24 protein-coding genes are annotated in these 26,590 nt (G+C 73.2%); 9 read left to right on the top strand and 15 right to left on the bottom strand.

The window, feature by feature from the left end:
• Nucleotides 1–2: 2 nt before the first annotated feature.
• The 3 genes from CLT75_RS00255 to CLT75_RS00245 form a co-directional block, all read right to left on the bottom strand.
• Nucleotides 3–1,235: a low temperature requirement protein A gene (locus tag CLT75_RS00255; RefSeq protein WP_135238935.1), complete on the bottom strand. Its 1,233-nt coding sequence runs from the start codon at nt 1,233–1,235 to the stop codon at nt 3–5.
• 72 nt (nt 1,236–1,307) lie between these two features.
• Entirely contained in the window at nt 1,308–1,892 is a 585-nt protein-coding gene (locus tag CLT75_RS00250; protein ID WP_135238934.1) for an HhH-GPD-type base excision DNA repair protein, read from the bottom strand.
• Nucleotides 1,893–2,010: 118 nt separating this feature from the next.
• Nucleotides 2,011–3,231, bottom strand: a complete 1,221-nt coding sequence (locus tag CLT75_RS00245) for a S8 family peptidase (RefSeq protein ID WP_135238933.1) — start codon at nt 3,229–3,231, stop codon at nt 2,011–2,013.
• A 180-nt stretch (nt 3,232–3,411) separates the two neighbouring features.
• Here CLT75_RS00245 and CLT75_RS00240 point away from each other — a divergent pair, with 180 nt between their 5' ends.
• Together CLT75_RS00240 and dtd are read left to right on the top strand one after the other, a co-directional pair.
• Nucleotides 3,412–4,896, top strand: a complete 1,485-nt coding sequence (locus CLT75_RS00240) for a DUF7782 domain-containing protein (protein WP_209310247.1) — start codon at nt 3,412–3,414, stop codon at nt 4,894–4,896.
• Nucleotides 4,896–5,318, top strand: a complete 423-nt coding sequence (gene dtd / locus CLT75_RS00235; protein WP_135238932.1) for a D-aminoacyl-tRNA deacylase — start codon at nt 4,896–4,898, stop codon at nt 5,316–5,318. The genes CLT75_RS00240 and dtd overlap by 1 nt, the downstream gene beginning before the upstream one ends.
• Here dtd and CLT75_RS00230 read toward each other — a convergent pair.
• Nucleotides 5,315–6,103, bottom strand: a complete 789-nt coding sequence (locus tag CLT75_RS00230) for a sporulation protein (protein WP_135243860.1) — start codon at nt 6,101–6,103, stop codon at nt 5,315–5,317. The two genes, dtd and CLT75_RS00230, sit on opposite strands and share 4 nt — an antisense overlap.
• A 220-nt stretch (nt 6,104–6,323) precedes the next feature.
• On the opposite strand from CLT75_RS00230, the gene sigB reads away from it, so the two are divergent.
• The 4 genes from sigB (at nt 6,324) to CLT75_RS00210 (ending at nt 8,647) form a co-directional block, all read left to right on the top strand.
• On the top strand, nt 6,324–7,310 hold the full coding sequence (gene sigB, locus CLT75_RS00225; protein ID WP_135238931.1) for an RNA polymerase sigma factor SigB: 987 nt from the start codon (nt 6,324–6,326) through the stop codon (nt 7,308–7,310).
• A 109-nt stretch (nt 7,311–7,419) separates the two neighbouring features.
• Entirely contained in the window at nt 7,420–7,755 is a 336-nt protein-coding gene (locus tag CLT75_RS00220; protein ID WP_120573912.1) for an ArsR/SmtB family transcription factor, read from the top strand.
• Complete coding sequence (locus CLT75_RS00215; protein ID WP_135238930.1) at nt 7,752–8,243, top strand: SRPBCC family protein; 492 nt, start codon at nt 7,752–7,754, stop codon at nt 8,241–8,243. Before CLT75_RS00220 ends, CLT75_RS00215 begins: the two co-directional genes overlap by 4 nt.
• Nucleotides 8,240–8,647: a VOC family protein gene (locus CLT75_RS00210; protein ID WP_135238929.1), complete on the top strand. Its 408-nt coding sequence runs from the start codon at nt 8,240–8,242 to the stop codon at nt 8,645–8,647. Before CLT75_RS00215 ends, CLT75_RS00210 begins: the two co-directional genes overlap by 4 nt.
• Before the next feature lie 3 nt (nt 8,648–8,650).
• Here CLT75_RS00210 and CLT75_RS00205 read toward each other — a convergent pair whose 3' ends face one another.
• Genes CLT75_RS00205 through CLT75_RS00195 form a run of 3 tightly spaced genes read right to left on the bottom strand, consistent with a single transcriptional unit; the run spans nt 8,651 to nt 13,318 of the window.
• Nucleotides 8,651–11,206, bottom strand: coding sequence for a bifunctional GNAT family N-acetyltransferase/acetate--CoA ligase family protein (locus tag CLT75_RS00205; RefSeq protein ID WP_135238928.1), 2,556 nt, complete (start codon nt 11,204–11,206; stop codon nt 8,651–8,653).
• A 25-nt stretch (nt 11,207–11,231) separates the two neighbouring features.
• Complete coding sequence (locus CLT75_RS00200) at nt 11,232–12,413, bottom strand: acetoin utilization protein AcuC (protein WP_135238927.1); 1,182 nt, start codon at nt 12,411–12,413, stop codon at nt 11,232–11,234.
• Between the two features lie 47 nt (nt 12,414–12,460).
• Complete coding sequence (locus CLT75_RS00195; protein ID WP_135238926.1) at nt 12,461–13,318, bottom strand: sulfurtransferase; 858 nt, start codon at nt 13,316–13,318, stop codon at nt 12,461–12,463.
• A gap of 97 nt (nt 13,319–13,415) precedes the next feature.
• Between CLT75_RS00195 and CLT75_RS00190 the strand changes: the two genes are divergently transcribed.
• Entirely contained in the window at nt 13,416–14,102 is a 687-nt protein-coding gene (locus tag CLT75_RS00190; protein WP_135238925.1) for an iron-dependent transcriptional repressor DtxR, read from the top strand.
• 61 nt (nt 14,103–14,163) lie between these two features.
• Here CLT75_RS00190 and CLT75_RS00185 read toward each other — a convergent pair whose 3' ends face one another.
• The 3 genes from CLT75_RS00185 to CLT75_RS32930 form a co-directional block, all read right to left on the bottom strand.
• A complete protein-coding gene (locus tag CLT75_RS00185; RefSeq protein ID WP_135238924.1) occupies nt 14,164–14,712 on the bottom strand; it encodes a hypothetical protein in 549 nt (182 codons plus the stop codon).
• A gap of 87 nt (nt 14,713–14,799) precedes the next feature.
• Nucleotides 14,800–15,033 carry a DUF5522 domain-containing protein gene (locus CLT75_RS00180; RefSeq protein WP_135238923.1) on the bottom strand — a complete coding sequence of 78 codons (234 nt, stop codon included), beginning with the start codon at nt 15,031–15,033 and terminating at the stop codon, nt 14,800–14,802.
• 29 nt (nt 15,034–15,062) lie between these two features.
• On the bottom strand, nt 15,063–15,920 hold the full coding sequence (locus CLT75_RS32930) for an alpha/beta fold hydrolase (protein ID WP_486485008.1): 858 nt from the start codon (nt 15,918–15,920) through the stop codon (nt 15,063–15,065).
• 846 nt (nt 15,921–16,766) lie between these two features.
• Between CLT75_RS32930 and CLT75_RS00170 the strand changes: the two genes are divergently transcribed.
• Nucleotides 16,767–17,300 carry a hypothetical protein gene (locus tag CLT75_RS00170; protein ID WP_135238922.1) on the top strand — a complete coding sequence of 178 codons (534 nt, stop codon included), beginning with the start codon at nt 16,767–16,769 and terminating at the stop codon, nt 17,298–17,300.
• Nucleotides 17,301–17,324: 24 nt separating this feature from the next.
• Here CLT75_RS00170 and CLT75_RS00165 read toward each other — a convergent pair whose 3' ends face one another.
• From CLT75_RS00165 to nrdR, 3 genes are all read right to left on the bottom strand, one after another.
• Entirely contained in the window at nt 17,325–18,272 is a 948-nt protein-coding gene (locus CLT75_RS00165; protein ID WP_135238921.1) for a DUF2332 domain-containing protein, read from the bottom strand.
• Nucleotides 18,273–18,372: 100 nt separating this feature from the next.
• A complete protein-coding gene (locus CLT75_RS00160; RefSeq protein WP_135238920.1) occupies nt 18,373–21,270 on the bottom strand; it encodes a vitamin B12-dependent ribonucleotide reductase in 2,898 nt (965 codons plus the stop codon).
• A 38-nt stretch (nt 21,271–21,308) separates the two neighbouring features.
• Nucleotides 21,309–21,809: a transcriptional regulator NrdR gene (nrdR, locus tag CLT75_RS00155; protein ID WP_013284751.1), complete on the bottom strand. Its 501-nt coding sequence runs from the start codon at nt 21,807–21,809 to the stop codon at nt 21,309–21,311.
• Nucleotides 21,810–22,298: 489 nt separating this feature from the next.
• Here nrdR and lexA point away from each other — a divergent pair, with 489 nt between their 5' ends.
• On the top strand, nt 22,299–23,081 hold the full coding sequence (gene lexA, locus CLT75_RS00150; protein ID WP_013284750.1) for a transcriptional repressor LexA: 783 nt from the start codon (nt 22,299–22,301) through the stop codon (nt 23,079–23,081).
• Nucleotides 23,082–23,137: 56 nt separating this feature from the next.
• On the opposite strand, the gene CLT75_RS32505 is transcribed toward lexA, so the two are convergent.
• Together CLT75_RS32505 and hflX are read right to left on the bottom strand one after the other, a co-directional pair.
• A complete protein-coding gene (locus CLT75_RS32505; protein WP_167796850.1) occupies nt 23,138–24,889 on the bottom strand; it encodes a hypothetical protein in 1,752 nt (583 codons plus the stop codon).
• A 50-nt stretch (nt 24,890–24,939) separates the two neighbouring features.
• Entirely contained in the window at nt 24,940–26,403 is a 1,464-nt protein-coding gene (gene hflX / locus CLT75_RS00135) for a GTPase HflX (RefSeq protein WP_135238919.1), read from the bottom strand.
• Nucleotides 26,404–26,590 lie beyond the last annotated feature (187 nt).

Genomic DNA, 26,590 nt, shown 5'->3' with positions numbered 1-26,590 from the left:
GCTCACGCCTCGGGGCCGCCCTCGCCGAGCGCCTCCCGCCCGATCGGCGAGGCGGAGGACTCCGGCGGCCGGTGCCAGGCCCGGCGGGCGTCGGCGAACGCGACGAGCGCCAGCACGACGGCCACCGCGCCGAGCGCGAACATCGCCGGCACGGTCACCAGCGCGGGCAGGAGCAGCACCAGGACCAGCAGCCCGACCAGCCGGGGGCGGGACACCCGGCCGAAGATCTCGTACTCGAACCGGGAGCGGGCGGCCAGGAACACCGCCGGGCCGCCCACCACGAAGACCAGCCAGCTCGGCCGGGCCGTGTCGTACGGGTGGGCGATGACCAGCTCGTAGCCGACCGCGGCGCCGATCACGCCGAGCACCATGAACAGGTGGGTCTGCGCCGCCGACTCGGCCAGCCGCCCCGGAGTGCCGGCCATCCGCAGCGCCTCCGCCAGCAGGTGACCGGCCCGGTAGAAGTAGATCCGCCAGAGCAACGCGGTGATCACGAACGAGATCGTGAACGCCACCGCCGCGTCGCCGGAGAACTCCTTCCCGCTGTAGGTCACGCCGATCACCAGGATCGACTCGCCGAGCGCGATGAGGAAGATCTGCTGGTAGCGCTCGGCCAGGTGCTCCCCGGCGACGAGCCACTGCCGGATGCGCGACGCCCCGATCCACGGCAGCGGCCAGCCCAGGACCGTGCCGAGATGGTCCACCGCCAGCGCGACGACCCACAGCGCCAGGCGCGGACCGGGCATCAGCGCGCCGGCGATCCACAGCGGGGCGCTGACCCCCGCCCAGACGGCAAGCCGCACCGGGACCAGACGCCGCGGGTGGGCACGCAACGCCACCGCGATCAGCAGCGGCCGGCCGACCATCACCACCACGTACGCGAGCGCGAACGGCAATGCCCGCTCCTCCAGGGCGCGGGGCAGCGTCACGCCCAGCACCAGGCTGCCGAACATGGTGCCGACCACCACTACCTGGATGACGACGCGATCCGGCTCGTACCGGCTGGTGACCCAGGTGGTGATCGTCCAGACCTGCCAGAGCACCAGGAACAGCAGCAGGGTCCTGCCCACGTCGGCGGCCACCGCGCCGGCGGAGCCGTCGACGCCGTTGATCAGCCGCTGGGAGACCCGGGTCAGCGCGAACACGAAGACCAGGTCGAAGAAGAGCTCCAGGAACGTGGCCCGTCCCGGACTGGACCCGGTACGCAGCAGCGCCCCGCCCCGCTGCTCGGTCATCGTCCGCCCCCGTCCCCCGTCCTGGCGACAAACGACAGGGACGGCGGGCCGGTTGCGGCGGCGGGCGGCGGATCAGCCCTTCGCGGCCTTCGCCTCCGCCTTCATCCGCTGCTTGAACTCGCGTACCCGGCGCAGCGACTCCGGATCGGTCACGTCCGCGACCGACCGGTGGGCGTCCGCGTCGCCGTAGTCGCCGGCCGCCTCGCGCCAGCCGTCCGGGGTGATCCCGAACCGCTTGCCGAGCAGCGCGACGAAGATCTGCGCCTTCTGCCGGCCGAACCCGGGCAGCTCACCCACCCGGCGCAGCAGCTCCCGGCCGTCGGTCACGTCGGACCAGAGCCGGGCCGGGTCGCCGTCGTAGCGCTCGACGAGCGCCCGGCACACCTCCTGCACGCGGGCCGCCATCGCCTTCGGGAAGCGGTGCAGCGCGGGCGGCCGGGCGAAGATCTCCACCAGCGCCTCCGGGTCGTACCCGGCCAGCTCCGCGGCGTCGGGCTCGTGGCCGAGCCGCTGTGCCAGCACGTACGGGGAGGAGAACGCCTTCTCCATCGGCACCTGCTGGTCCAGCACCATGCCGAGGAGCAGGGCCAGCGGGCTGCGGCCCAGCAGCTCGTTCGCCTGCGGGTCGATGGGCAGTGACAGCGTCATGGGGACCATAGTGCCGCGCCGCCCGCCGGTCGGGGGCGGCGACTCCCCGACGACGTGACGCGGCCCGGCGGACCCCTGGGAGGTCCACCGGGCCGCGGCCCACGGTGTGTTCAGGTCACCCGTGTCGTCAGTTGACGACGAAGAGCAGCCGGTTCGGCGAGCCCGAGCCCGGGCTGGTCACCTTGCCGGTGGTGGCGTTGCTGGTCAGGTAGCTGGCCACCTGAGCCGGGGTGTAGGAGGTGTTGGCGGACAGGACGAGCGCCGCCGCGCCGGCCACGTGCGGGGACGCCATCGAGGTGCCACTGATCGTGTTGGTGGCGGTGTCGCTGGTGCGCCACGCCGAGGTGATCGACGAACCCGGGGCGAAGATGTCCACGCAGGAGCCGTAGTTCGAGTACGAGGCACGGGCGTCGGTGCTGGTGGTGGCGCCCACCGTGATCGCCGAGGCGACGCGGGCCGGCGAGGAGTTGCACGCGTTGGCGCTGGAGTTGCCGGCCGCGAGCGCGTACGTGATGCCGGAGTTGATCGAGTTGGCCACCGCGTTGTCCAGCGTGGTGCTGGCGCCGCCGCCGAGGCTCATGTTCGCCACGGCCGGCTTCACCGCGTTCGAGGTGACCCAGTTGACGCCGCTGATCACGCCGGCGGTGGTGCCGCTGCCGGAGCAGTTGAGCACCTTGACGGCCACCAGGCGCACGCCCTTGGCCACGCCGTACTTGGTGCCGCCGACCGTGCCGGCGACGTGGGTGCCGTGGCCGTTGCAGTCGGTGTTGTTGGTGTCCACCGTGTTGGTGCCCCAGGTGGCCCGGCCGCCGAAGTCGCTGTGCGTGGTGCGGATGCCCGTGTCGATGATGTAGGCGCGCACGTTGGTGGCGGTGTTCGGGTAGGTGAAGGTGCTGTTCAGCGGCAGGTTGCGCTGGTCGATCCGGTCCAGGCCCCAGGTGGCGCCGGTCTGGGTGCCCTGGGTGGTCATGACGCGGTCCTGCTCGACGTACGCGACGGACGGGTCGGCGGCGAGCCGGCGCGCCTGGGCGGGGGTCATCTTCGCGCTGTAGCCGGTGAGAGCGGAGCTCCACACCGTGCCGACGTTGCCGCCGTAGCGCTTGGCCAGGCCGGCGGCCCGGTCCGGCACGGCGGTACGGGCGGCGAGGGTGTTCGCGGTGCCGACCGCGTCGCCCTTGAGCACGACCACGTAACTGCCGCTGACGGCGTCGGCGGCACCGGCGTACCGGATCTCCCCGGTGGGTGCGGCGAGAGCGGGCGTGGAGGCGGCGGCGGCGAAGGCCGCGGCGGCGGCCGTGACGGCGAGCGCACGCAGCGCGCGGCGCCGGGGAAGGGACACGTCGGGCATCGTCTGGCTCCCTACCGGGGCGGCCCGGTTTGTGTCCGGATCACCCCATCGACGGATGTTGGCAGGAATGCTAACGAGAGATCGACACACATGAAAGAGATAGTTGCCGATAGACACGGTTCACGTTATGGATCGGCGGGTGCGCGCCACGCCGGACGGCGCCCGAGGCAGGATGAGCACGTGGACCGTCACGAGATGCTGCTCTCCCCCGCCGGGGTCGACGCGCTGCGCACCGCGCTGACGCTCGCCCGCTTCACCGCCAACGGGATCGCCGACCGCCTGGGCCCGCAGGGCACCGGCGCGGTGGCCCGCAACGACTACCGGGCCGCGCTGCGCGCCACCGAGGACCGGGACCGGCTGGCCACGCTGATCCGCGTCTTCATCTGCGACCAGACCGAGCCGGAGGCGGCGGTCGCCGACGCGCTGGCTCCGCTGGCGCTGGACGAGGCACTGGCCGGGGGCATCGTCGAGCGGCACGGCGACGGCCTGCGCGCCGGGGTCGACCTGGAGCCGTACGGCGACGACTGGTGGGTGCTCGCCGACGTGCCCGCCAGCGCGCGGCCCGGGCGCCCACTGCACGCCGAGCACGTGCTGGGCATCGGCGGCGCCACCCAGACGCTGATCTCGGCCGCGGTGCGCCCGGTCGTGGACACCGCGCTCGACCTGGGCACCGGTTCCGGCGTCCAGGCGCTGCACCTGGGCACCCACGCCCGCCGGGTCACCGCCACCGACGTCTCCGAGCGGGCGCTGCGGTTCGCCGCCACCACCGCCGCGCTCAACGGTCAGGACTGGGAACTGCTGCGCGGCGACATGGTCGCACCGGTGGCCGGGCGCCGCTTCGACCTGGTGGTCAGCAACCCGCCGTTCGTGGTCGGCCCGGGCACCACCACGCACGTCTACCGGGACTCCGGGCGGGTGGGCGACGCGATCGGCGCGGAGCTGGCCGCTGCCGCGCCGGATCTGCTCACCGAGGGCGGCACGATGCAGTACCTGGCGAACTGGGTGCACGTCACCGGCGAGGACTGGGCCGAGCGGGTCACCGGCTGGTTCACCGGCACCGGCCTGGACGCCTGGGTCATCCAGCGCGAGGTGGCCGACCCGATGGCGTACGTGAACCTGTGGCTCACCGACGTCGGCGAGAGCGCCGACCCGCAGCGGATGGCGGCCTGGCTGGACTGGTTCGACGCGCACAAGGTCGAGGCGATCGGATTCGGCATCGTCTCGCTGCGCCGCTCCGGCCACGACCGGCCGGTCGTGCGTGTGGAGGACCTGCGCCAGCGGGTCGAGCCGCCGCTGGGCGACCGGATCGGCGAGTGGTTCGCCCGGCAGGACTGGCTGCGCGCCCGGGACACCGAGGGCCTGCTCGCCGCCCGCTACCGCGCCGCCGAAGGGCTCCAGCTCCGGCAGGAGGCCACCATGGGCGACGACGGCTGGGCGGTGGACCGGCAGGTCCTGGCCATGCCGCGCGGGCTGCGCTGGTCGGAGGAGATCGACCCGCTGGTGCTCGCCCTGGTCGGCGGCGCCGACGGGCGGCTGCCCCTGCGCGACCAGCTCGCCCTGCTGGCCGCCGCGCACGACGTGGCGCCGGACGAGCTGGCCGAGGCGGCCGGACCGATCGTGGCGCACCTGGTCGAGCGCGGCATCGTCGAGCCGGTGACCGACTGATGCGGGCGGTGGTGCAGACCGTCGGCCGGGCCCGGGTGACTGTCGACGACGAGGTGACCGGCGAGATCGCCGACGGGCTGCTGGTGCTGCTCGGCGTCACCCACACCGACACCCCGCAGGTGGCCGCCACGATGGCCCGCAAGCTGCACGAGCTGCGCATCCTCGACGACGAGCGCAGCGCCGCGGACGTCGGGGCGCCGCTGCTCGTGGTCAGCCAGTTCACGCTCTACGGCGACGCCCGCAAGGGCCGGCGGCCGAGCTGGACCGCCGCCGCTCCCGCCGAGGTGGCCGAACCCCTGGTGGACGCCGTGGTCGAGCAGTTGCGCTCCCGGGGCGCGAAGGTGGAGACCGGCCGTTTCCGCGCCCACATGCTGGTGGAGAGCGTCAACGTCGGTCCCCGGACCCTCGTGCTCGACCTCTAGAAGAACAGTCCCCGGCGGGACAGCGACTGCCGCAGCCAGCCGTCGAGCTGGGCGGCCCAGTCCGTGTGGTCCGCGGTCGCGTGGTCCACTGTGAACCGGCCGAACGCGTCGCGGCCCTCGGTGAACAGGCCGCCCCGCTTGTCCAGCTCCAGCACCACGTGCACCTGGCGCGGATCGGTCACGAAGGTGACCTCCAACTGGTTCATCGCGCCCGCGTACTGCGGCGCCGGGTAGAACTCGATCTCCTGGTAGAAGGGCAACTGCTGGTGTACGCCGTAGATGTGTCCACGCTCGACGTCGGCGCGCGCGAAGCGGAAGCCCAGCCGTAGCAGCGCCTCCAGCAGCCGCTCGTGGGCCGGCAGCGGGTGCACCGCCACCGGGTCCAGGTCACCCTTGTCCATCGCCCGCGCCACCTCCAGCTCGGTACGCAGACCCATCGTCATGCCGTGCAGGTGCTGGCCGTACAGGTCGGTCAGCGGGGTCTCCCAGGGCACCTGGAAGCGGAACGGCACGTCGTGACGCTGCCCCGGCTCCAGCCGGAACGGGCCGGTCATCTGGGCCCGGCCGAACTCCTGGTTGACGTCGTACTCGCTGTCGGAGCTCTCCACCTCGACCCGCGTGACCAGGCCGAGTGCGACGTAGCTCACGTCCACCGGGTGGTCACCACCGACCACCTGGATCCGGCCCTCCAGAACGCCGCCCGGGCGGCAGTTCGGGTTGGCCAGCACCGTCTCCACCGACGGTCCGCCCACACCCATCGCCTGCATGAGCCGCTTGAAGACCACCACGTTCTCCGATCATCAGTGCCGGGCCGGCCCCGACGGCCGGTCGGTGGCACGGTAACCGCGCCGGGCAAGGGAGTGCCGGATTCCCGCGGGGATTCCTGTCGGGTCCCCGATCGCCTCACTCCCGTCTCACGCCCCGACCGCCAAGCTGTTTGTCATCGGCCACCACCGCGTGGGCGGCACGGGACCGGTAGGCACGTCGGACACGGGGAGAACAGAGATGACCCAGCAGATGATCGAGCACCAGGACATGGACGTCACCCTCACGGACCTCGACGCCACCGACGAGCGCGGCGTCTCCACCGACCTGGTCCGGGCGTACCTGAACGGCATCGGCCGCACCAAGCTGCTCACCGCGGCGCAGGAGGTCGAGCTGAGCAAGCGGATCGAGGCCGGCCTCTTCGCCGAGGAGAAGCTGGCCACCTGCACCCCCGTCTCCGCCGAGCTGCGCGCGGACCTGGCGCTGATCGCGGCCGAGGGCCGCGCCGCCAAGGACCACCTGCTGGAGGCCAACCTGCGGCTGGTGGTGAGCATCGCCAAGCGCTACACCGGTCGCGGCATGGCCTTCCTCGACCTCATCCAGGAAGGCAACCTCGGCCTCATCCGCGCCGTCGAGAAGTTCGACTACACCAAGGGCTACAAGTTCTCCACCTACGCCACCTGGTGGATCCGCCAGGCCATCACCCGCGCCATGGCCGACCAGGCCCGCACCATCCGCATCCCGGTGCACATGGTCGAGCAGGTCAACCGGATGGTCCGGGTACGCCGCGAGCTGTCGGTGACGCTGGGCCGCGAGCCCACGGTCAGCGAGGTCGCCACGGCGCTGGAGATCCCGGAGTTCCAGGTGATCGAGCTGATCTCCTACGACCGGGAGCCGGTCAGCCTGGACCAGGCCGTCGGCGAGGACGGCGAGAGCGCGCTCGGCGACTTCGTCGCCGCCGTCGACCCGCGTACCGAGCCGGGCGACGCCGCCACCAACGGCGAGCTGCGCAACGAGGTCCGCATCGTGCTGGCCACGCTGTCCCAGCGGGAGCAGGCGGTGATCCGGCTGCGCTTCGGCCTGGACGACGGCCGGCAGCGCACGCTGGACGAGGTCGGCCGCGAGTTCGGCCTGTCCCGGGAGCGGATCCGGCAGATCGAGAAGGTCACGCCGCTCAAGCTGCGCGACCCGGAGCGGGCGAACCGGCTGGAGGCGTACGCCTGCTGATCCACCCCTGCCCCGACAGGCCCCGGCGGTTCGCCGGGGCCTGTCGTGCTTGACCCGGGCGCTCCCACCGTATACAACCGACTGGTTACACAACCAGGAGGTTATGAACGTGTCCGCGGATCTGCTCGACGCCACCTTCGCCGCGCTCGCCGACCCCACCCGGCGCGCCATCCTCACCCGGCTGGCCGCCGGGGAGGCGACTGTCACCGAGCTGGCCGAGCCGTTCGCGATGAGCCAGCCGGCCGTCTCCAAGCACCTCAAGGTGCTCGAACGCGCCGGCCTGGTCACCCGGGGCCGGGACGCGCAACGCCGTCCCTGCCGGCTCGACGCCCGGCCGCTGCGGGAGGCGGTCGCGTGGCTGGCGGACTACCGGGACTACTGGGCCGAGAGCTACGCGCGACTGGACGAGGTGCTCGCCGAACTGACCGCCGGGGAGCAGCGGTGACCGGCCTGACCGTGAGCCTGCCCGGCGACCGGGAGATCCGGCTCAGCCGCGACTTCGCCGCTCCGCGCCACCTCGTGTTCGCCGCCTTCACCCGCCCCGAGCTGCTGGTCCGCTGGTGGGGCGCCCAGGGCTGGCACCTCGTCGAGTGCGAGGTGGACCTGCGGGTGGGCGGGCGCTGGCGGTTCGTCTCCCGAGGGCCGGACGGCGACCTGATGGGCCAGGGCGGCACGTACCGGGAGATCGACCCGCCCGCGCGGCTGGTCTGCACCGAACTCTTCGACGACCAGTCCTATCCGGGCGAGACGCTCGTCCGCCACGACTTCACCGGCTCGGCGGACCGGACGACAGTCGTCACCCACCTGCGGTACGCCACCGCGCAGGGCCGCAACACCGTCCTGCGCTATCCGATGACACGCGGCCTGAGCGAGGCGTTCGACCGGCTCGCGGCAGTGCTGCACACCGATTCGACGACAGGAGCGACGACATGAACTGGACGCTGGAAGTGGTGGTCGTACCGGTCTCCGACCTGGACCGGGCCAAGGAGTTCTACGCGCGACGGCTCGGCTTCGTCCTCGACCACGACACGGATCTGGGCGGCGCGGGGCGGATCGTCCAACTCACTCCCCCGGGCTCCGGGTGCTCGATCGTCCTCGGCCGGGGCGTCGTACCGGAGATGCAGCCGGGCTCGCTCAAGGGCGTGCAACTGGTCGTACCGGACCTGGAACGGGCGCGCGCCGAACTGGTCGAGCGGGGCGTCGAGGTGAGCGAGATCCAGGTGATGGGTCAGAACCCGCGCCCGGTGCCGCACCCGCTGGACAACGTCGGCTTCGTATTCTTCCGTGACCCGGACGGCAACGAGTGGGCGGTGCAGCAGATCTCCGCGCGCGGCTGAGGTCTACAACCTTCGCGGGCCGGTGTCCGGGCGGGCGGCCTCGGCGCCGGTGCGCACGGTGGCGTGCAGCACCGAGATGCCGTCCGGCCGGGCCAGCACCGGGTTGAGCGTGAGCGACCGCACCCGCGGCTGCTCGTCGGCCAGGCGGCCGACCCGCACCAGCAGGTCGACCAGTGCTGCCCGGTCCACCGGCGCGGCGCCCCGGTGCCCGCGCAGCAGCGGCGCCGCCCGGGGCTCGTCGACCAGCTCGGCGGCGTCCCGGTCGGTGAGCGGGACAGCGCGCCAGGCCCGGTCGCCCAGCAGCTCGGTCGCCACGCCGCCCAGCCCGAACCCGACCACCGGCCCGAACGCCGGATCCTCCACCAGCTCCACCACGCACGCCACACCCGGCGCGACCATCGGCTGGACCAGCACCTCCGCGCCGAACACCGGGGCCATCTCGGCGTACGCGCGGCGCAGCGCGGCGGCGTCGGCCAGGTCGAGGCGTACCGCGCCCAGGTCGAGGCGGTGCCGCAGCCCGGGGGCGGCGGCCTTGAGCGCCACCGGCCAGCCGAGCCGCTCCCCCACCGCCGCCGCCTCCTCGGCCGAGCGGGCCGGCACCGAGTCCACCACGTCGATCCCGTACGCGCGCAGCAACGCCGCCGCGTCGGCGCCGTCCGGGCGCAGCGCGGCGTGCCCGGCCGCCCGGTCCACGTCGGCCAGTTCCGGCAGCACACCGGGTGGCCGGCGCAGCCAGTCCGCGTACGCGGTCACCCGGCCCAGCGCGCGTACCGCCTCCTCCACGCTCGGGTACGCCGGCACCCCGGCCGGCACGAGCCCGGCCAGGAACGTCGCCACCAACGGCTTGCCGGTGACCTTCGCGTCGGGCAGCGCCGCCGCGAAGTCGGCCACCGGGTCGGCGAGCTGGCCCGGCAGCGGGGGCGCGAACACCGCCACCACGGCGTCCACCCGCTCGTCGGCCACCGCGTCACCGAGCGCGGTGGCGTACGCGGCGGCCCCCGCGCTCGGGCCGACGTCCTGCGGGTAGCCGTCGGCGACGGCCAGTCCCTGGGCGGCGCAGGCGGTCGCGGCCAGCCCGGTCAGCGCCGACGAGTTGCCCACCACCGCCACCCGCCGCCCGGCCGGCAGCGGCTGGTGGGCCAGCAGCACGCCCACGTCGAGCAGTTCGGACACGGTGTCCACCCGGATCACGCCGGACTGGGCGAACAGCGCGCTCACCGCCGCCGCGTCCAGCGCGGGCGCCTCCCCCACGCCCGGCGGCCGGGCCAGCGAGGCGAGCGCCACCACCGGCTTACGGCGGCCGATGCGCCGGGCCAGCCGGGCGAACTTGCGCGGGTTGCCGAACGTCTCCAGGTAGAGCGTGATGACGTCGGTGGCCGGGTCGTCCTGCCAGTACTGGAGCAGGTCGTTGCCGGACACGTCGGCCCGGTTGCCGGCCGAGACGAAGCTGGACAGGCCGAGCCCGCGCCGGGACGCCTCGGCCAGCAGCGCCACCCCGAACGCGCCGGACTGGCTGAACACGCCGACCCGGCCCGCCGCGGGCAGCACCGGGGCGAGCGTGGCGTTGAGGCGTACCGCCGGGTCGGTGTTGGCGACGCCGAGGCAGTTCGGGCCGACCACGCGCATGCCGGCCAGGTGCGCGGCGCGGACCAGTGCGCGCTGCGCCGCCGCGCCGGCCGGGCCGGACTCGGCGAACCCGGCCGAGATCACCACCAGGCCGTGCGCGCCGGCTCGTGCCGCGTCGTGCACCACGTCGGTCACCGCGTCCGGCGGGACAGCCACCACCGCCAGGTCGATGTCCTGGCCGGCGTCGGCCGCCGACGGGTACGCGGGCAGCCCCGCCACGGTCGACGCGCTCGGGTGCACCGGCACGATCGCCCCGGCGAAGCCGCCGTCGCGCAGGTGCCCGAGCAGCGCCGCGCCGACGCCCTGGCCGGTGGTGCTGGCGCCGTAGACGGCGATGCCCCGGGGCGCGAGCAGCCGGGCGATCGACCGGGCCTCGGTGCGGTGCTCCCGGCCGCGCTGCACCGCAAGCGTCGCCTCGGTGGGCGCGATCGGGAAGCTCAGGTGCACCACGCCGTCGGCGTACTGGCGCTGGACCTGGTAGCCGAAGTCGGCGAAGACCCGCAGCATCGTCCCGTTCGCGGGGAGCACCTCGGCGACGAAGTGCACGATGCCGTGGCGCCCGGCCGCGTCGGCCAGGTGCTCCAGCAGCACCGAGCCGATGCCCCGGCCCTGGTAGGCGTCCTCGACCACGAACGCCACCTCGGCCTCGGGTGAGGCGGGGCCGAGCCGCTCGTAGCGGCCGACGGCGACGATCCGCTCGCCGGCGAGCACCACGAAGGCCTCCCGGTCGCGGTGGTCGACGTTGACGAAGCGCTTCAGGTCGCGTTCCGGGATACGCGGGTACGGCGAGAAGTACCGCAGGTATCGGGTGCGCTCCGAGAAACGGCCGTGCATGGCCACGATCTCGGGCGCGTCCTCCGGACGGATCTGTCGCAGCTGGACGGTCGTGCCGTCGCTGAGCAGCACGTCCACCGGTTGTTCGACGGTGGTCACCGGTCGGTCCTCCCCTGCCGCCGGCTCAGTCGCGCGGATCGTGCGGATCGAGCCCGAGCAGCGGGAAGACGGCCTTGCGGGTGGCCGCGACGGCCCGGTCCACCGCGTTCGGCTCGCCGCTGGGCTGCCACGGCTGGTACGACGGATCCACGTCGTCGGTCATCCGCAACGGCACCTCGTGCCCGGGTCGCCGCCGCGCGGCCAGGTCCCGCCAGCCCGGCGGGGTCAGCGTGGCCGGGTCGACCGGCTCGCCGGTGGCGATCGCCAACAGGTGCGTCCAGGCCCGGGGCACCACCTCGACCAGCGCGTACCCGCCGCCGCCGGTGGCGACCCAGCGGCCGTCGCACAGCTCGTCGGCGAGCGCCCGCAGCGAGCGGTACGTGGCCCGCTGCCCGTCCACCGACAGGTGCAGGTCGGCCAGCGGATCGTTGCGGTGCCCGTCGGCGCCGCACTGGGTGACGAGCACCTGCGGCCGGAACGCGCGCAGCACCGACGGCACGATCGCGTGGAACGCCCGCTGCCAACCCGCGTCGCCCACGCCCGGGGGCAACGGCACGTTCACCGCGGTGCCCTCCGCGCCCGGGCCGCCGGTCTCGTCCGGGAACCCGGTGCCGGGGAACAACGCGAGCGGCGTCTCGTGCAGGCTGATCGTGAGCACCCGCGGGTCGCGGTAGAAGATCTCCTGCACGCCGTCGCCGTGGTGCACGTCCACGTCCACGTACGCGATCCGCTGCGCGCCGAGGTCGAGCAGCCGCGCGATGGCCACGGCCGGGTCGTTGTAGACGCAGAACCCGGCGGCGCGGGCGGGCATCGCGTGGTGCAGCCCGCCGGCGACGCTGACCGCGCGCCGGGCGTCGCCGCGCCACACCGCCTCGGCGGCGGCGGTCGTGGCGCCGGCGATCAGCGCGCTCGCCTCGTGCATCCCGTCGAAGACCGGGTTGTCCGAGGTGCCCAGACCGAAGCCGGCGAACAGCGGGTCACGCGGCGCGGACCGGACCGCGTCCAGGTAGGCCGGATCGTGTACGCGGGTGAGCAGCGCGTCGTCGGCCGGCTCGGGCTTGACCAGCCGCACGCCGGGCCGGTCCAGCACACCCAGCTCACGGGCGAGCGCCATCGTCAGCTCGACCCGGACCGGGTCGAGGGGATGGTCGCCCATGTCGTAGGCGAGGAGAGCCTCGTCCCACACCACCACCGTGTCGTCGGCCATGCGGCCATCGTCGCACGTGACCCGGGGCGCGCCCACCAGTCGTACGCTCACCGGCCGGACGTGCCGCCGGTCGCGACCGGACGGTCCGGGTCGGCCACCCACTCGCTCCACGAGCCGACGTACAACGCGGCGTCCGGACGACCGGCCAGGTGCAACGCGAGCACCGCCTGCGCGGCGGTCACCCCCGAGCCGCAGTACGCACCGACCGGCGCGTCCGCGTCCACCCCTGCGGCGGCGAACCGCTCCCGCAGCGCCCCGGCGTCGGGGAACCGGCCCTGCGTGACGTACTCCGGGGCGGGCACGTTCACCGCGCCCGGCACGTGCCCGGCGACCGGGTCGACCGGCTCGTGCTCGCCCCGGTAGCGCGGCGCGGCCCGCACGTCGATCAGCACGCCGGGCTCGGCGGCGGCCAGCCGGGCGGCCTGCGCGGCGTCCAGCACCGGCAGCGCGCCGGGCGCCACCGTCACGTCGCCCGGCGCCGGGGCGGGCACGCTCGTGTCGACCGGCAGCCCGGCGGCCGTCCAGGCCGGGAAGCCGCCGTGCAGCACCCGCACCTGCCGGTGCCCGGCCCAGCGCAGCGTCCACCAGGCGCGGGCGGCGGACATGCCGTCGCCGCCGTCGTACACGACCACCGGATGACCGGCGCGGACGCCCGCGGCCCGCAGCGCGGACTGCAACGCCGCCGGGTCCGGAAGCGGGTGCCGGCCGGCGGCGCCGGGCGGCCCGCACAGCTCGGTGTCCAGGTCGACGAAGACGGCACCGGGCAGGTGGCCTGCGGCGTAGTCGTCGCGCCCGGGCGGGCCGGTCAGCCGCCAGCGGACGTCGAGCAGGGTCGGCGGGTCGGCGTGATCGAGTTCGGCGGCGAGCCGGTCGGGCTCGACCAGCAGGTCTGCGGTGGCGGACATACGGTCCAGTCAACACCATTCGGCGCGCCACCTCCGGCTTCGCCTCCGTCGATGGTCGGTGGTTACGGGTACCATCGGAGCCCAGGAGGCCGCAGACGTGAAGCACGACCTTGTTGACACCACCGAGATGTACCTGCGCACCATCCTCGAACTCGAGGAGGAGGGGGTGCCGCCGCTTCGTGCCCGCATCGCCGAGCGGCTGAAGCAGAGTGGCCCGACCGTCAGCCAGACCGTCGCCCGCATGGAGCGCGACGGCCTGCTCACCGTCGAGGGCGACAGGCACCTGACCCTCACGCCGCAGGGCCGCAACACCGCCGTGTCCGTGATGCGCAAGCACCGGCTGGCCGAGCTGCTGCTGGTCAACGTGATCGGGATGCCCTACGAGGAGGCCCACGAGGAGGCCTGCCGGTGGGAGCACGTGATGAGCGACGCGGTGGAGAAGCGGGTCTTCGACCTGCTCAACCGCCCGACCCGCTCGCCGTACGGCAACCCGATCCCGGGCCTGGAGGAGCTGGGCGACCCGGGCCAGGTGCCCGCCGACGCGGTCGAGGGTGAGCGCAACCTGGCGTTCCCCGGCCTGTCCGGCACGGTCGTGGTGCGGCGGATCTGCGAGAGCGTGCAGACCGACTCGGACGTGCTCCGGCAGTTGCACGCCGCCGGCGTCGACCCGGGCGCGACGGTGACTGTGGCGCAGGAACGCGACGCCGTCTCCATCGACCGCTCCGGTGACCGGGTCCGGCTGCCCCGCGAGGTGGCGTCCCGGGTATTCGTCGCGGCCCGCTGACCCGACCTGCGGTCAGAGCTGCTTGGCGACCTCCGGTCAGAGCTGCTTTGGCGACCTTCGGTCAGAGCTGCCTGGTGTCGATCACCTTGGCCAGCGTGACCAGCTTGCCGGCCGTCTTGTCCGCCTCCGCCTTCGCGGTGCCGGTCGGGGCGGTCCAGCGCAGCGTGGCGAGCCGCCCCTCGGTGGCCAGCCAGCCGACCTCGGCGGCCGGCCCGGACTTCGCGGTCTTGGGCAGCGTGCGCCGGTAGGCGGCCTTGCCCAGCTTGCTGATCTTCGCCGCGCCGCTGGGCTGCACGTCGAGGGCGAACGTCGCGGCATCGATCGACGTCTCGGTCACCGACAGCGTCAGCTCCGGCAGCACCGCCCCGGCCGCGCGGACCACGCAGGTGTGGGTGTCGCCCCGCTCGGTGGCCGCCGCCACGTCGAACGTGCCGCCGGTGTGCTCGGCGATCACCGCGAAGTCGAGCAGCCGGCACGCCCCGCCCGAGGACGCCGCCGCGACCGGGACCGGCGGAGGCGGGGGCGGCGGCCCGGCCGCTGTGGGCGCCTCATCGGCGCAGCCGGCGGCGAGCAGGACGGCCGGAACGGCCAGCCAGAATCGGGCACGCACGGGAGACCTCCGCGGTCGGCGGCGGGTCCGACCCGCCGGAGTTCCGTCGGACACCGTACGGGGTGCCCCAGCGGGGACGGAAGCCCCCTAATCGGCCACGTACGGACAGTGCCGGCAGCCTCGCCCGCAGCACGTGCCACGCCGGGCCAGGAACCCGGCGCTGAGCACGAACAGCCCGGTCTCCGGGTCCAGGTAGCCGGCCTCCCCGGCGGCCAGGGCGGCGGCGTGCACGGCGAGGATGCGTTCCCGCCCCGGGTGGTCCGGCGACAGCCGCGACGGGTGCGGTTCGGTCAGGGGCCGGTCCGCCAGCTCGTCACGCACCGCTGAAGTCTACGGACGCCCTGCCCGCCCTAGTTTCCGCCCGGGCCGCCGTCGGTCCCGAGGCGTTCCAGGTACGGCACGAACACCCCGGGCCGCTCGAACATCGAACGGTGCCCGGCGCGCGGGATCACCAGACGGTCCTTGCGCGGTGCCTGGAGCTGCGCGTACCACTCGTCGAACAGGCGCAGCCGGCCCGGCACCTCCTGCGCGCCGTCCACGAAGTACGCCGGCACGGCGAGCTGCCGCACGTCACGCCGGAAGTCGATTTCCTGCAACCGGGGGTACAGCACGTCCCAGCCGTCCAGGAAACCGAACAGGTGCACCTTCTCCAGCAGGCTGTACTCGGACACGCCCAGGTTGCCGACGGTCCCGGTCTCGTCCTCGCTCGCACCTTCCCGGTCGACCGGGAAGGCCCCGCCCTCGTTTGTCAGCAACGGCTCGTACGCCCAGACGTCCCGGTAGGGCGGCGGGCCCTGCGCGGTCATCCGGTCCGCGAGCGCCGTCCGGCCGGTGCGGCGGGCCCAGGCCACGGTGTCGGCGTACTGGCTGCGATCGGCCTCGCGCAGGCTCACCACCTGCCCGACGCCCACGTAGGCGGCGAACAGTTCCGGGTGCTGTCGCACGGCGAGCAGGCCGGCGATGGTGCCGCCGGAGTGCGCGACCAGGTGGATCCGATCCCGGCCGAGCCGTTCCCGCAGGTGCCGGGCCACCGCGACCAGGTCGTCCACCTCGTCGTCCAGGCGCCAGTCCGACGGCGCGCGGAACCCCGACCAGGAGCGCGGCCCGCCGGCACGGTCCCACACCGCCACCACGAAGCGCTGCTCCAGTTCGGGCAGGTGGCGGCGAACCCCGCCGATCTCCGAGCCGCCGGGCGGCCCGGGCACCACGAGCAGTACCGGAGCGCTGCGGTCCGTACCCCCGGATCAGCAGGCCCAGCTCGCGCCCGGAGGACTCGACGGTGTCGAAGCGGGCGATGCCGCCGGGGATCGGGTCGGTGCGGCCCGGCACGGCCGCGCCGACGGTGACCAGCGCGAGCAACGCGGCCAGCAGACCGACGCCGATCCGGCCCAGCCGGCGCGGCACCGGCCGGCGCGGCGGCACCGCATCGAGGCGGCGGGCGAGGCCGGCGCCGTAGACGGCACCGACCAGCAGCGGCAACAAGCTCAGCAGGCCGTGTACGCCCCGGCCGGCGAGCAGCGCCACGACACCGAAGCCGGACAGGTACGGACGGTCGACGGTGGGCCCGCGCAGCCGCAGCCGGACCAGCTCGACGGCCACCGCGAAGATCACCGGCGCGACGAGCATGAACCAGCGGGACCGGCTCAGCCACCCGGCGGCCAGCCCGACGGCGAGGCTCACCGCGACGGAGGCGAGTGCCGCGCCCACCGTGCCGGGCCCGCGCGGGGTCCACCAGCCGGCGGCAACGCCCCAGATCACCGGCAGCATCGACGCGAGGAGCACCCGGGCGCGCATGACGTCTCCCTCCGCCGAGATCGTCAACCCTAGCCAGAGCGACCACCCTTCGCTGTCCCGTCCTCACGTGCGGTACAGGTCGGGTGTCGGCTGTGCTCAATGTTCAGTCGGCCGGCCCGTCTCCCGCCCCCGCTCCGTCGATCATGAAGTTGGCGGGGGCGGGGTCGGCGTGTCGCCCCGTCAACCTCATGATCGACGGGGCGGAGGGCGGGTTGGCGTCGCGCTGCTACGGTCGCCCGCGATCGTCCGAGGAGGACAACATGACGAGATCGGCCGCATTACTGCTGGTCACCGGGGTGCTCCTGGCCTCCGCCGGCTGCACCGCCGACGAGACGGCGTCGCCGGGGGAACTCCGCGACCCCTGCGCGCTGCTGCCGGCCGACCTGCTGGCGCGGCTCGCGCCCGGCGCCCAGCCCAGCGCCTCGGCGAACCTCGGTGACCGCAGCGGCTCCAAGGAGTGCGCGGTCGACCTGACCAGCGGCACCTCCATGCGCGGTGACCTGGTCGTCACCGTGGCCGTCGATGCCGAGGGCAGGTACGACGCGACGTGGCGGCGGGACCGGTGCGACCGCATCGCCGCCGAACCGAGCGACGCCGGCCCGGGCGACACCTCCTGTACGGCGGTACGCCCGTGGGACGGCGGGGAGACCCGGTTCGACGGCTGGGCCTGGCGAGGTGACCACTACGAGGTGCGCGTGGCGTACCAGGTGGTCAAGCCGGAGACGTTGCCGGTCGGCGCGGAGGCCGACCTGCGCGGCGTGCTCGCCTCGGCGGTCGACGCGCTGCCGGACTGAGCCGGGCCGGCGGTCCGGCGGTCCTCACGGCCGCGCCGGGCCGAACCAGGTGAGCGCCTGCCCGTGACCCCGGGTCCAGGCCAGCGGGCGGCCGTCCAGGGCCAGCACGTTGTGGAACCCGTCGGCGGGCGGCTCGGGCAGCGTCGCGTACGGCAGCACCGACAGATCCTCGTTGGCGATCCAGTGGCCGGGCAGCGTGCGTACCAGCGCGGTGAACGCGTCCCGGCGTGCCGGCGGCACCTGGTACAGCACCGAACTGTGGAACACCACGAGCGTCGCCCCGGCCGGGGCCTGCGCCGCCAGCTCCGGCAGGTCGTCGACCAGGTCACCGCGTACCAGCAGCGGCGGGTCGGCCGCCGCGACGGCAGCGGCGGCGCGCAGCCGCTCCCGGCGGTGGCGGTGTTCCGGCCAGATCAGCGCCTCCAGCCAGGCCACGTCGGCCGGGCCGGTGACGTCGAGCGGGTTCACGTCGAGCCCGGCCCGCCACACCACCTCCGGGCGCCGCTCCGGCGGCTCGGTGCCGGTCAGGTCGCAGTCGAGCACCGGCTCGCCGTCGCCGACCCGCCGGTCGCCGTAGCGGTAGGCGTACCGGTCCGGGTAGAGGCACAGTCCGGCGGACGCCCCCACCTCCAGCAACGCCAGCGGCTGCGGCAACGCGGCGAGCACCGGCAACAGCACCGCGCAGCGCCCCGCCTCGTTCGTCTGCGTCGCCCGCACCCGCATCTGCGCCGCGACGTCCGGCCAGTGCGCCATCACGTACGCGCGGAACGCCGCCGGGTCGTCCACCGGCCCGCCGCGCAGCCGCACCACCCCGAACAGCAGGTTCGGCTGACGCTTGGCCGGCGGCAACGTGTCGAGCAGGGCGAGCAGCTCCGCGTCACCGGCCACCGCCCGCGACAACCGCTCGTACGCCGGGGACACGCCGCGCGTCTCACGCTCGGCGAAGAACCGATAGATGTCGGTCGTGCTCATCCCCCGAGCATTCCAGCTCGCGTACACGATGGTCTGTGACCGTGAGCACGCGCGAGCGCGGCAGGGAAGTCCCTGCCGCGCTCGCGTGGTCGACCGGTCGTCAGCTGCAGCCGCTGGTGGAGCCGCAGCCCTCGCAGACGTAGCAGCTACCGGCGGGCCGCATCTTCGTGCCGCAGGTGAAGCAGAGCGGCGCGTCGGCGGCCTTGCCGATCACGGCCTCCAGCAGTTCGGTGCTGGAACCCACAGACGGCGCGGGCTTGACGGCCGCGGCGTCGGCCAGCTCCTGCGCCGGCTGCGCGATCGGGCCGGTCTTCGGCTCGGGCGCCTCGACCGGGGCGGAGGCGGCCATCGCGGTGAGGTCCGCACCGCTCGCCTCCGCCTCCGCCTCGGCCGCGAGCTGGGCGGCCCGCTCCTTGGCGGTGAAGATGCCCAGCTCGGCGCGGCGGTCGTACGGCAGGAAGTCCAGCGCCAGGCGACGGAAGATGTAGTCCATCACCGAGGCGGCCATGCGCACGTCCGGGTCGTCGGTCATGCCGGCCGGCTCGAAGCGCATGTTCGTGAACTTGCTGACGTACGTCTCCAGCGGGACGCCGTACTGGAGACCGATGGAGATGGCCACCGAGAAGGCGTCCATCACGCCGGCCAGGGTCGAGCCCTGCTTCGACATCTTGAGGAAGACCTCGCCGAGGCCGTCGTCCGGGTAGGACGAGGCGGTGAGGTAGCCCTCCGCGCCGCCGACCGAGAACGAGATGGTCTCCGACGGGCGCTTCTTCGGCAGCCGCTTGCGCACCGGGCGGTACTCGACGACCTTCTCCACGACCTTCTCCGGCGCGGCCTGCGCGACGGCGGTCTTGTCCGCCTTGCCGTCGTTCTTCTTCGCCGCCGACAGCGGCTGGCCGACCTTGCAGTTGTCGCGGTAGATCGCCAGCGCCTTGAGGCCGAGCTTCCAGCCCTCGAAGTAGATCTTCTCGACGTCCTCGACGGTGGCCTGCTCCGGCATGTTCACCGTCTTGGAGATGGCGCCGGAGATGAACGGCTGGACGGCCGCCATCATCCGCACGTGACCCATCGGCGCGATCGAGCGCTCGCCCATGGCGCAGTCGAAGACCGGGTAGTGCTCCGGCTTGAGGCCCGGGGCGTCCACCACGTGACCGTGGTCGGCGATGTGCTCGACGATGGCCTCGACCTGCTCCTCGGGGTAGCCGAGGCTGCGCAGGGCGCGCGGCACGGTCTGGTTGACGATCTGCATCGAGCCGCCGCCGACCAGCTTCTTGAACTTCACCAGGGCCAGGTCCGGCTCGACACCCGTGGTGTCGCAGTCCATCATCAGGCCGATGGTGCCGGTCGGGGCGAGCACGCTGGCCTGCGAGTTGCGCCAGCCGAACTTGTCACCGAGCTTGTTGCCGAGCGTCCACTGCTTGGTGGCCTCGCGCTGCACGGCGGTGGCCACGGTGCCGGTCGCCTTGATCGCGTCGTTTGCGGCGGCGTGCTTGCGCATGACCCGCTTGTGCGGCTCGGCGTTGCGGGCGTAGCCGTCGTACGGGCCGACGATGCCGGCCAGCTCGGCGGACCGGCGGTAGGCGGTGCCGGTCATCAGCGAGGTGATCGCGGCGGACACCTCCCGGCCCTGCTCCGAGTCGTACGGCAGGCCGGAGGCCATCAGCAGCGCGCCCAGGTTGGCGTACCCGATGCCGAGCTGCCGGTAGGCGCGGGTGGTCTCACCGATCTTCTCGGTCGGGAAGTCGGCGAAGCAGATCGAGATGTCCATCGCGGTGATGACGAACTCGACCGACTTGACGAACTTCTCCACCTCGAAGCCGCCGTCGGCGCGGAGGAACTTCATCAGGTTCAGCGAAGCCAGGTTGCACGAGGAGTTGTCCAGGTGCAGGTACTCCGAGCACGGGTTCGACGCGGTGATCCGCCCGGTCTCCGGGCAGGTGTGCCAGTCGTTGATGGTGTCGTCGTACTGCAGGCCCGGGTCGGCGCACTCCCACGCGGCCTGGGAGATGGTGTGGAACAGCTTCTTGGCGTCGATCGTCTCGATGGTCTGCCCGTCGAGCCGGCCGCGCAGGTCGAAGCCGCCGCCGTTCTCCACCGCGGTCATGAACTCGTCGGAGACGCGGACCGAGTTGTTGGCGTTCTGGTACTGCACGCTGACGATGTCGGCGCCGCCCAGGTCCATGTCGAACCCGGCGTCCCGCAGCGCGCGGATCTTGTCCTCCTCGCGCGCCTTGGTCGCCACGAACTCCTCGATGTCCGGGTGGTCCACGTCGAGGATGACCATCTTCGCGGCGCGCCGGGTGGCGCCACCGGACTTGATGGTGCCGGCGGAGGCGTCCGCGCCGCGCATGAAGCTGACCGGGCCGGAGGCGGTGCCGCCGGAGGAGAGCAGCTCCTTCGAGGAACGGATCCGGGAGAGGTTGACCCCGGCACCGGAGCCGCCCTGGAAGATCCGCCCCTCCTCCTTGTACCAGTCGAGGATCGAGTCCATCGAGTCGTCGACGGAGAGGATGAAGCAGGCGCTGACCTGCTGCGGCGACGGCGTGCCGACGTTGAACCACACCGGCGAGTTGAAGCTGAACACCTGGTGCAGCAGCATCCAGGTCAGCTCGTGCGCGAACACCTCGGCGTCGGCCGGGGTGGCGAAGTAGCCGTACTCCTCACCGGCGGTGCGGTAGGTCTCGACCACCCGGTCGATCAGCTGCCGCAGCGACCACTCCCGCTCCGGGGTCCCCACCGCGCCCCGGAAGTACTTGGTGGTCACGATGTTCGCCGCGTTCACCGACCAGGACTCGGGGAACTCCACCCCGCGCTGCTCGAAGTTGATCGAGCCGTCCCGCCAGTTCGTCATGACGACGTCGCGGCGCTCCCAGGCGACCTCGTCGTAGGGATGCACCCCCTCGGTCGTCCAGACGCGCTCGATCTTCAGCCCCGCCCCGGCCTTGTTCCGTGACTTGCTGGTCGTCACGCCCTCGCCCCCCTCGTCGGCAACGGTCACCCACCGCGCCTCGTGTACCTGTCAGAAACCCGTAAATGTCAGCTGATCGCGCCGGCGGCGTCCGCCGCACCGGCACCGGCGCCCTCCCGGGCGCGCGCGGCGGCCCGCAGCGTCTCGATCTCGCGCTCGAAGTCGGCGAGCGAGTCGAAGGACCGGTAGACGCTGGCGAACCGCATGTAGGCCACCTCGTCGAGGTCACGCAACGGGCCGAGGATGGCCAGGCCCACCTCGTGGCTGGGGATCTCGGCCGCCCCCTTGGCCCGTACGGTCTCCTCGACCTTCTGTGCCAGCAGCGCGATCGAGTCGTCGTCGACCGGCCGCCCCTGGCACGCCTTGCGCACCCCACCGATGATCTTCGTACGGCTGAACGGCTCGGTCACCCCGCTGCGCTTGACCACCGCGAGCACCGCCTCCTCGACGGTGGTGAACCGCTTGCCGCACTCCGGGCACGACCGTCGCCGCCGGATGAGCTGGCCGTCGTCGGCCTCCCGCGAGTCGACCACCCGGGAGTCGGCGTGCCGGCAGTACGGACACCGCATTCGCCCGACCTCCTCCGTCGATCGCGGGCACACCTACCGGCTCCCGGGCACGCGTCGGCACGGCGGGGCCATCGTCCGATGACCGTCGCCGAGTGCGCGGTACGGGAGTGCGTTCGGTAGTTGAACCCAACCTGTAGGCAACTTACGCCCGTGTGACTACTACATCTAGGGGTCGACCGTATGCCGAACCCCAAGCGAGGTCAAGTTGACGGGCGTGTCCGGCGAGTCGTCAGGATCACGCCCGGCGCGACGCCGCCGAGGAGCCCAACGGACGGCCTCCCGTGCTAGTCACGGGCGGCCGGGATAGAACATCCGTTCGAGCGGCGTACTCTTCTATCAGAACACCAGTTCGGAAATCCAGGAATTCGGCGCGACACGCCGACAGCAGGTCGTACAGATGTTTGAAAATGGCCGATCTCACCTATACGGTCAGACCACACGCACCACGAGCCGACGAGGCACCCCAGCGCCGACCAGGGAGGGACGGACGTGACCGAGGACCGGGCCAGCCGGCAGAAGAACCCGCAGCCGAACGACGGGGCGGGTCCTCCGGCGACCCGTCGCCCCCGCACCGCCCGCAGCCGCACCGCCCCCGCGGCGGTGCGTCCGGTCACCCCGGTGGTGAGCAGCTTCCCCGACCCGGCGACAGTCGACCTGACCGCCCGGCAGCGGCGGATCCTGGAGTTCATCCGCAACTGGGTCGAGCGCCACGGCTACCCGCCGAGCGTGCGCGAGATCGGCGAGGCGGTCGGGCTGGTGTCCCCGTCCAGCGTCGCCTACCAGCTCAAGGAGCTGGAGAAGAAGGGCTTCCTGCGCCGCGACCCGAACCGTCCGCGCGCCGTCGACGTCCGCGCGCCGGGCGAGGCCGACGACGAGGCGGCCCGCGCGCAGCGACCCGCCCCGGCATACGTGCCGATGCTGGGCCGCATCGCCGCCGGTGGGCCGATCCTGGCCGAGCAGGCGGTGGAGGACATCTTTCCCCTCCCCCGCGAGCTGGTCGGTGAGGGCGAGGTCTTCATGCTCCAGGTCAAGGGCGACTCGATGCTCGACGCGGCGATCTGCGACGGCGACTGGGTGGTCGTCCGGCAGCAGCCGAACGCCGAGGTCGGTGACATCGTGGCCGCCATGCTCGACGGTGAGGCGACGGTGAAGACTTACCGGCGCCGCGACGGGCACGTCTGGCTGATGCCGCAGAACCCGGCCTTCGACCCGATCCCCGGTGACGACGCCACCATCATGGGCCGTGTGGTGGCGGTGCTGCGCCGCATCTGAGCGACAGCGACGACGAAGGGGTGACCGGTGGCCGGTCACCCCTTCGTCGTGTCGTCTCAGTAGCGGTCGCCGCGGTACTCCCGGCCGCCGCCGGACACCGGGCCGTACCGGCCCTGGTCGTCGTAACCGTCGCGGCGCCCGCCACGCGGCTCCTGGCCGCGGCGCGGCGGCTCGGCCCGGCCGCCCTCTGCGCGCGGCCCGCCGCCGTTCGGCTGCCCCCGATATCCGGCCCCGCCCGGGCCGCCGTAGCCGCCACCCGGACCGCCACGGCCCGGACTGCCCTGGCCGCCGCCGCCACCCGGGCCGCCACGACCGGGACCGCCCTGACCCGCGCCCGGTCCGCCCTGGCCTCCGCCGCCGTAGACGCCGCCTCCGCGCCCGCCGCCGCCGGCCGGGGCTCCGCCGCCGTAGACGCCGCCGCCCTGCGGACGGCCCGCGCCCGGAGGACGGCCACCACCCTGGCCGCGACCGCCGTCCTGCGGGCCGCCGCCGTACACGCCGCCGCCCGGCCGGCCACCACCGTAGACACCGCCGGACGCCGGGCGGTCACCGTTCGGCGCGCCACCGTAGACGCCGCCCTGACCGCCGCCGTAGACCCCGCCGCGCGGCGCCTCCGGCCGTTCCGCGGACGGGAAGCCGTTGTTCACCGGGAACTCGCCGCTGTGCTCGGGCTCGTCGGCCGGCGCCCGGGGCGCCGGCTTGCGCCGCGCCCGCAGGATGCCGAACACGCCCGCGCCGACCAGGAGCGCGCCGAGCACGCCGACCGCCGCGATCAGGTACGTGATCTCGTCGAGCGAGAGCCCTTCGAGCCAGGACTTCTCGGCGGCCGCCTTGGTGTCGGCCTTGCCGCCGTTCGGCAGCGCCTCGGCACCGGTGGTCGACGGGGTGTAGCTGAGGATGTCGATCGGATCCGACTCGTCGAGCGTGCCGCCGTCGGAGACGGTGACGAACAACTTGCCGTCCGGCGTGTAGGAGATCGCCTCGCCGAACGGGTCGGCCAGCGGGGTGACCCGGGGCTTGCCGGTGGTGATCGCCTTGACGATGTCGCCGCCGGCCACGTCGAACTCGAACGCGTCGGCGTACGTGCGCAGCACGACCTTGCTGCCGTCGGGTGAGCGGGCGGCGCCGGTGACGAGCGCCCGCCCGGGCGAGCCGAGTTTGTTCTCGGTGCTGGTCTTCGGGAGCGTGACCTCGCCGACCTTCTTCATCGGGATCGGCTCGGTGTCGCCGCTCGCCTTCAGCTTCACCGTCGGGGTGTAGATCTCCGACTTGCCGGAGAGTTCCTTGGTGATCACCAGCGGCATGTTGTCGTCGCCGACGAGCAGGGCCTCCGCGTCGTGCGGCTCCTTGCCCGGGTAGCTGAGCCGGTGCAGCACCGGCTGCTTCGAGCCGCTCAGCGGCATCGTCCAGACCGCCACCCGCTCCCGGCGCGTCTTCTTCTCCACGTTGTCGCCGGTGTCGGCGATCCAGAGGGTCTTGCGGTCCGGGCTGAGCGCGAGGTCCTCGGTGTCGAGCGGCCCGTCACCGGAGTAACGGACCTCCTTGTCGACCTTGCACTTGGTGTCCAGGTAGAAGACCCGCTTGCGGCTGGGGTCGTCCGAGCCGTCGTTGATCACGACGTACCCGTTGCTGGTGGCCACCAGACCGGACAGCTCGCGGAGGCGGCTGTCCTCGACGGTGCACTTCTTCTTGGGAGCCGCGGCCAGCACGGGGGCCGCGGCGGGAGCCGCCGGGGCCGGCCCGGCCGGCGCCACGACCGCGCCGACCAGGCCGAGCGCGAGCGTGACCGAGGAGACAACGTGCCGCATGACGCTCAGTGTCGCACGGCGCGGGTTTCCGGCGGGTGACGCCGGACGGCTCACCGCCCGGCGCCCACCCGCTCGTCGCTGGTCAGCCGGTCACCCGCCCGGTACGGCGCGAGCTCCGCGGCCAGACCCTCGCTGACCCGCACGTGCACCAGCGTGCCCTCGGGCAGGTGCGCGGTGCTGAGCACCTCACCCTGCCGGTGCACCCGGGAGACCAGGTCACCCCGGTCGTACGGGAGCACCGCGCGCACCTCGACGGCCGGCCGGGGCAGCCGGCGCTCGACGGCCTCGCGCATCTCGTCCATCCCGCGCCCGCTGTGGGCGGAGACGAAGACGGCGTCCGGCCAGAGCCGCTTGAGGCGCAGCATCGTCTCCTCGTCGGTGGCGTCGGTCTTGTTCACCACCAGGAGTTCCGGCAGCCGGTCGGCGCCCACCTCGGCGAGCACCTCGCGTACCGCCCGGACCTGCTCCTCCGGATCCGGGTGGGTGCCGTCGACCACATGCACGACCAGGTCGGCGTCGGCGACCTCCTCCAGCGTCGAGCGGAACGCCTCGACGATCTGGTGCGGCAGGTGCCGGACGAACCCGACGGTGTCGGACAGCGTGTAGAGCCGGCCGTCGGACGTGGTGGCCCGGCGGGTGGTCGGGTCCAGCGTGGCGAACAGCGCGTTCTCCACCAGCACGCCCGCACCGGTCAGGCGGTTGAGCAGGCTGGACTTGCCGGCGTTGGTGTAGCCGGCGATGGCCACCGCGGGCACCGCGTTACGGGTACGCCGGGCGCGCTTGGTCTGGCGTACCGTCGCCATGCTCTTGATCTCGCGGCGCAGCCGCGCGATGCGGTGGCGGATGCGCCGCCGGTCGGTCTCCAGCTTGGTCTCACCGGGACCACGCAGACCCACGCCGCCGCCGGCGCCACCGCCGCGGCCGCTACCACCGGTCTGCCGGGACAGCGTCTCGCCCCAGCCGCGCAGGCGCGGCAGCAGGTATTCGAGCTGGGCCAGCTCGACCTGCGCCTTGCCCTCCTTGCTCTTGGCGTGCTGGGCGAAGATGTCGAGGATCAGGGCGGTCCGGTCGACCACCTTGACCTTGGTGCGCTGCTCCAGGTTGCGCAGCTGCGACGGCGACAGCTCACCGTCGCAGATGATCGTGTCGGCGCCGGTGGACATTGCCACCGCACCCAGGTCGTCGACCTTGCCGCGGCCGATGTACGTGGCCGGGTCGGGCCGGTGACGACGCTGGATCAGCCCCTCGAGCACCTGCGAACCGGCCGTCTCGGCCAGCGCCGCCAGCTCGGTGAGGCTGTTGTCGGCGTCGGACTGGGTGCCCTCGGTCCAGACCCCCACGAGGACGACCCGCTCCAGCCGGAGCTGACGGTATTCGACCTCGGTGATGTCTGTGAGTTCGGTGGAGAGGCCGGGGACCCGCCGCAGCGCCTGCCGCTCCGACAGCTCGTACTCGCCGGTGGTGGCGTCGAACTCGTCGTCGGTGTAGGGATGGAAGGTCTCCTGCTCGCGCAAATGCGTCTCCTGTCCGTTTTGGGCAACGCCGAGAATTTTCGGCGCGTGACAGCAATCCTGACATGTGACAACGCCGGACGCACCTGTGTTATGCCCGTGACGCTACCGACGGGTAGCGGGGGCGGATGCCGGGCGACCTGGGCGGGCGAGTACAAATGCCAGTCGAGCCGCTCAGCGCCGACGGAGG

This window comes from Micromonospora sp. CNZ285 (assembly GCF_004637285.1).
Note: the sequence above shows the minus strand (reverse complement) of the source record. Positions and strands in the feature narration are given on the sequence as shown.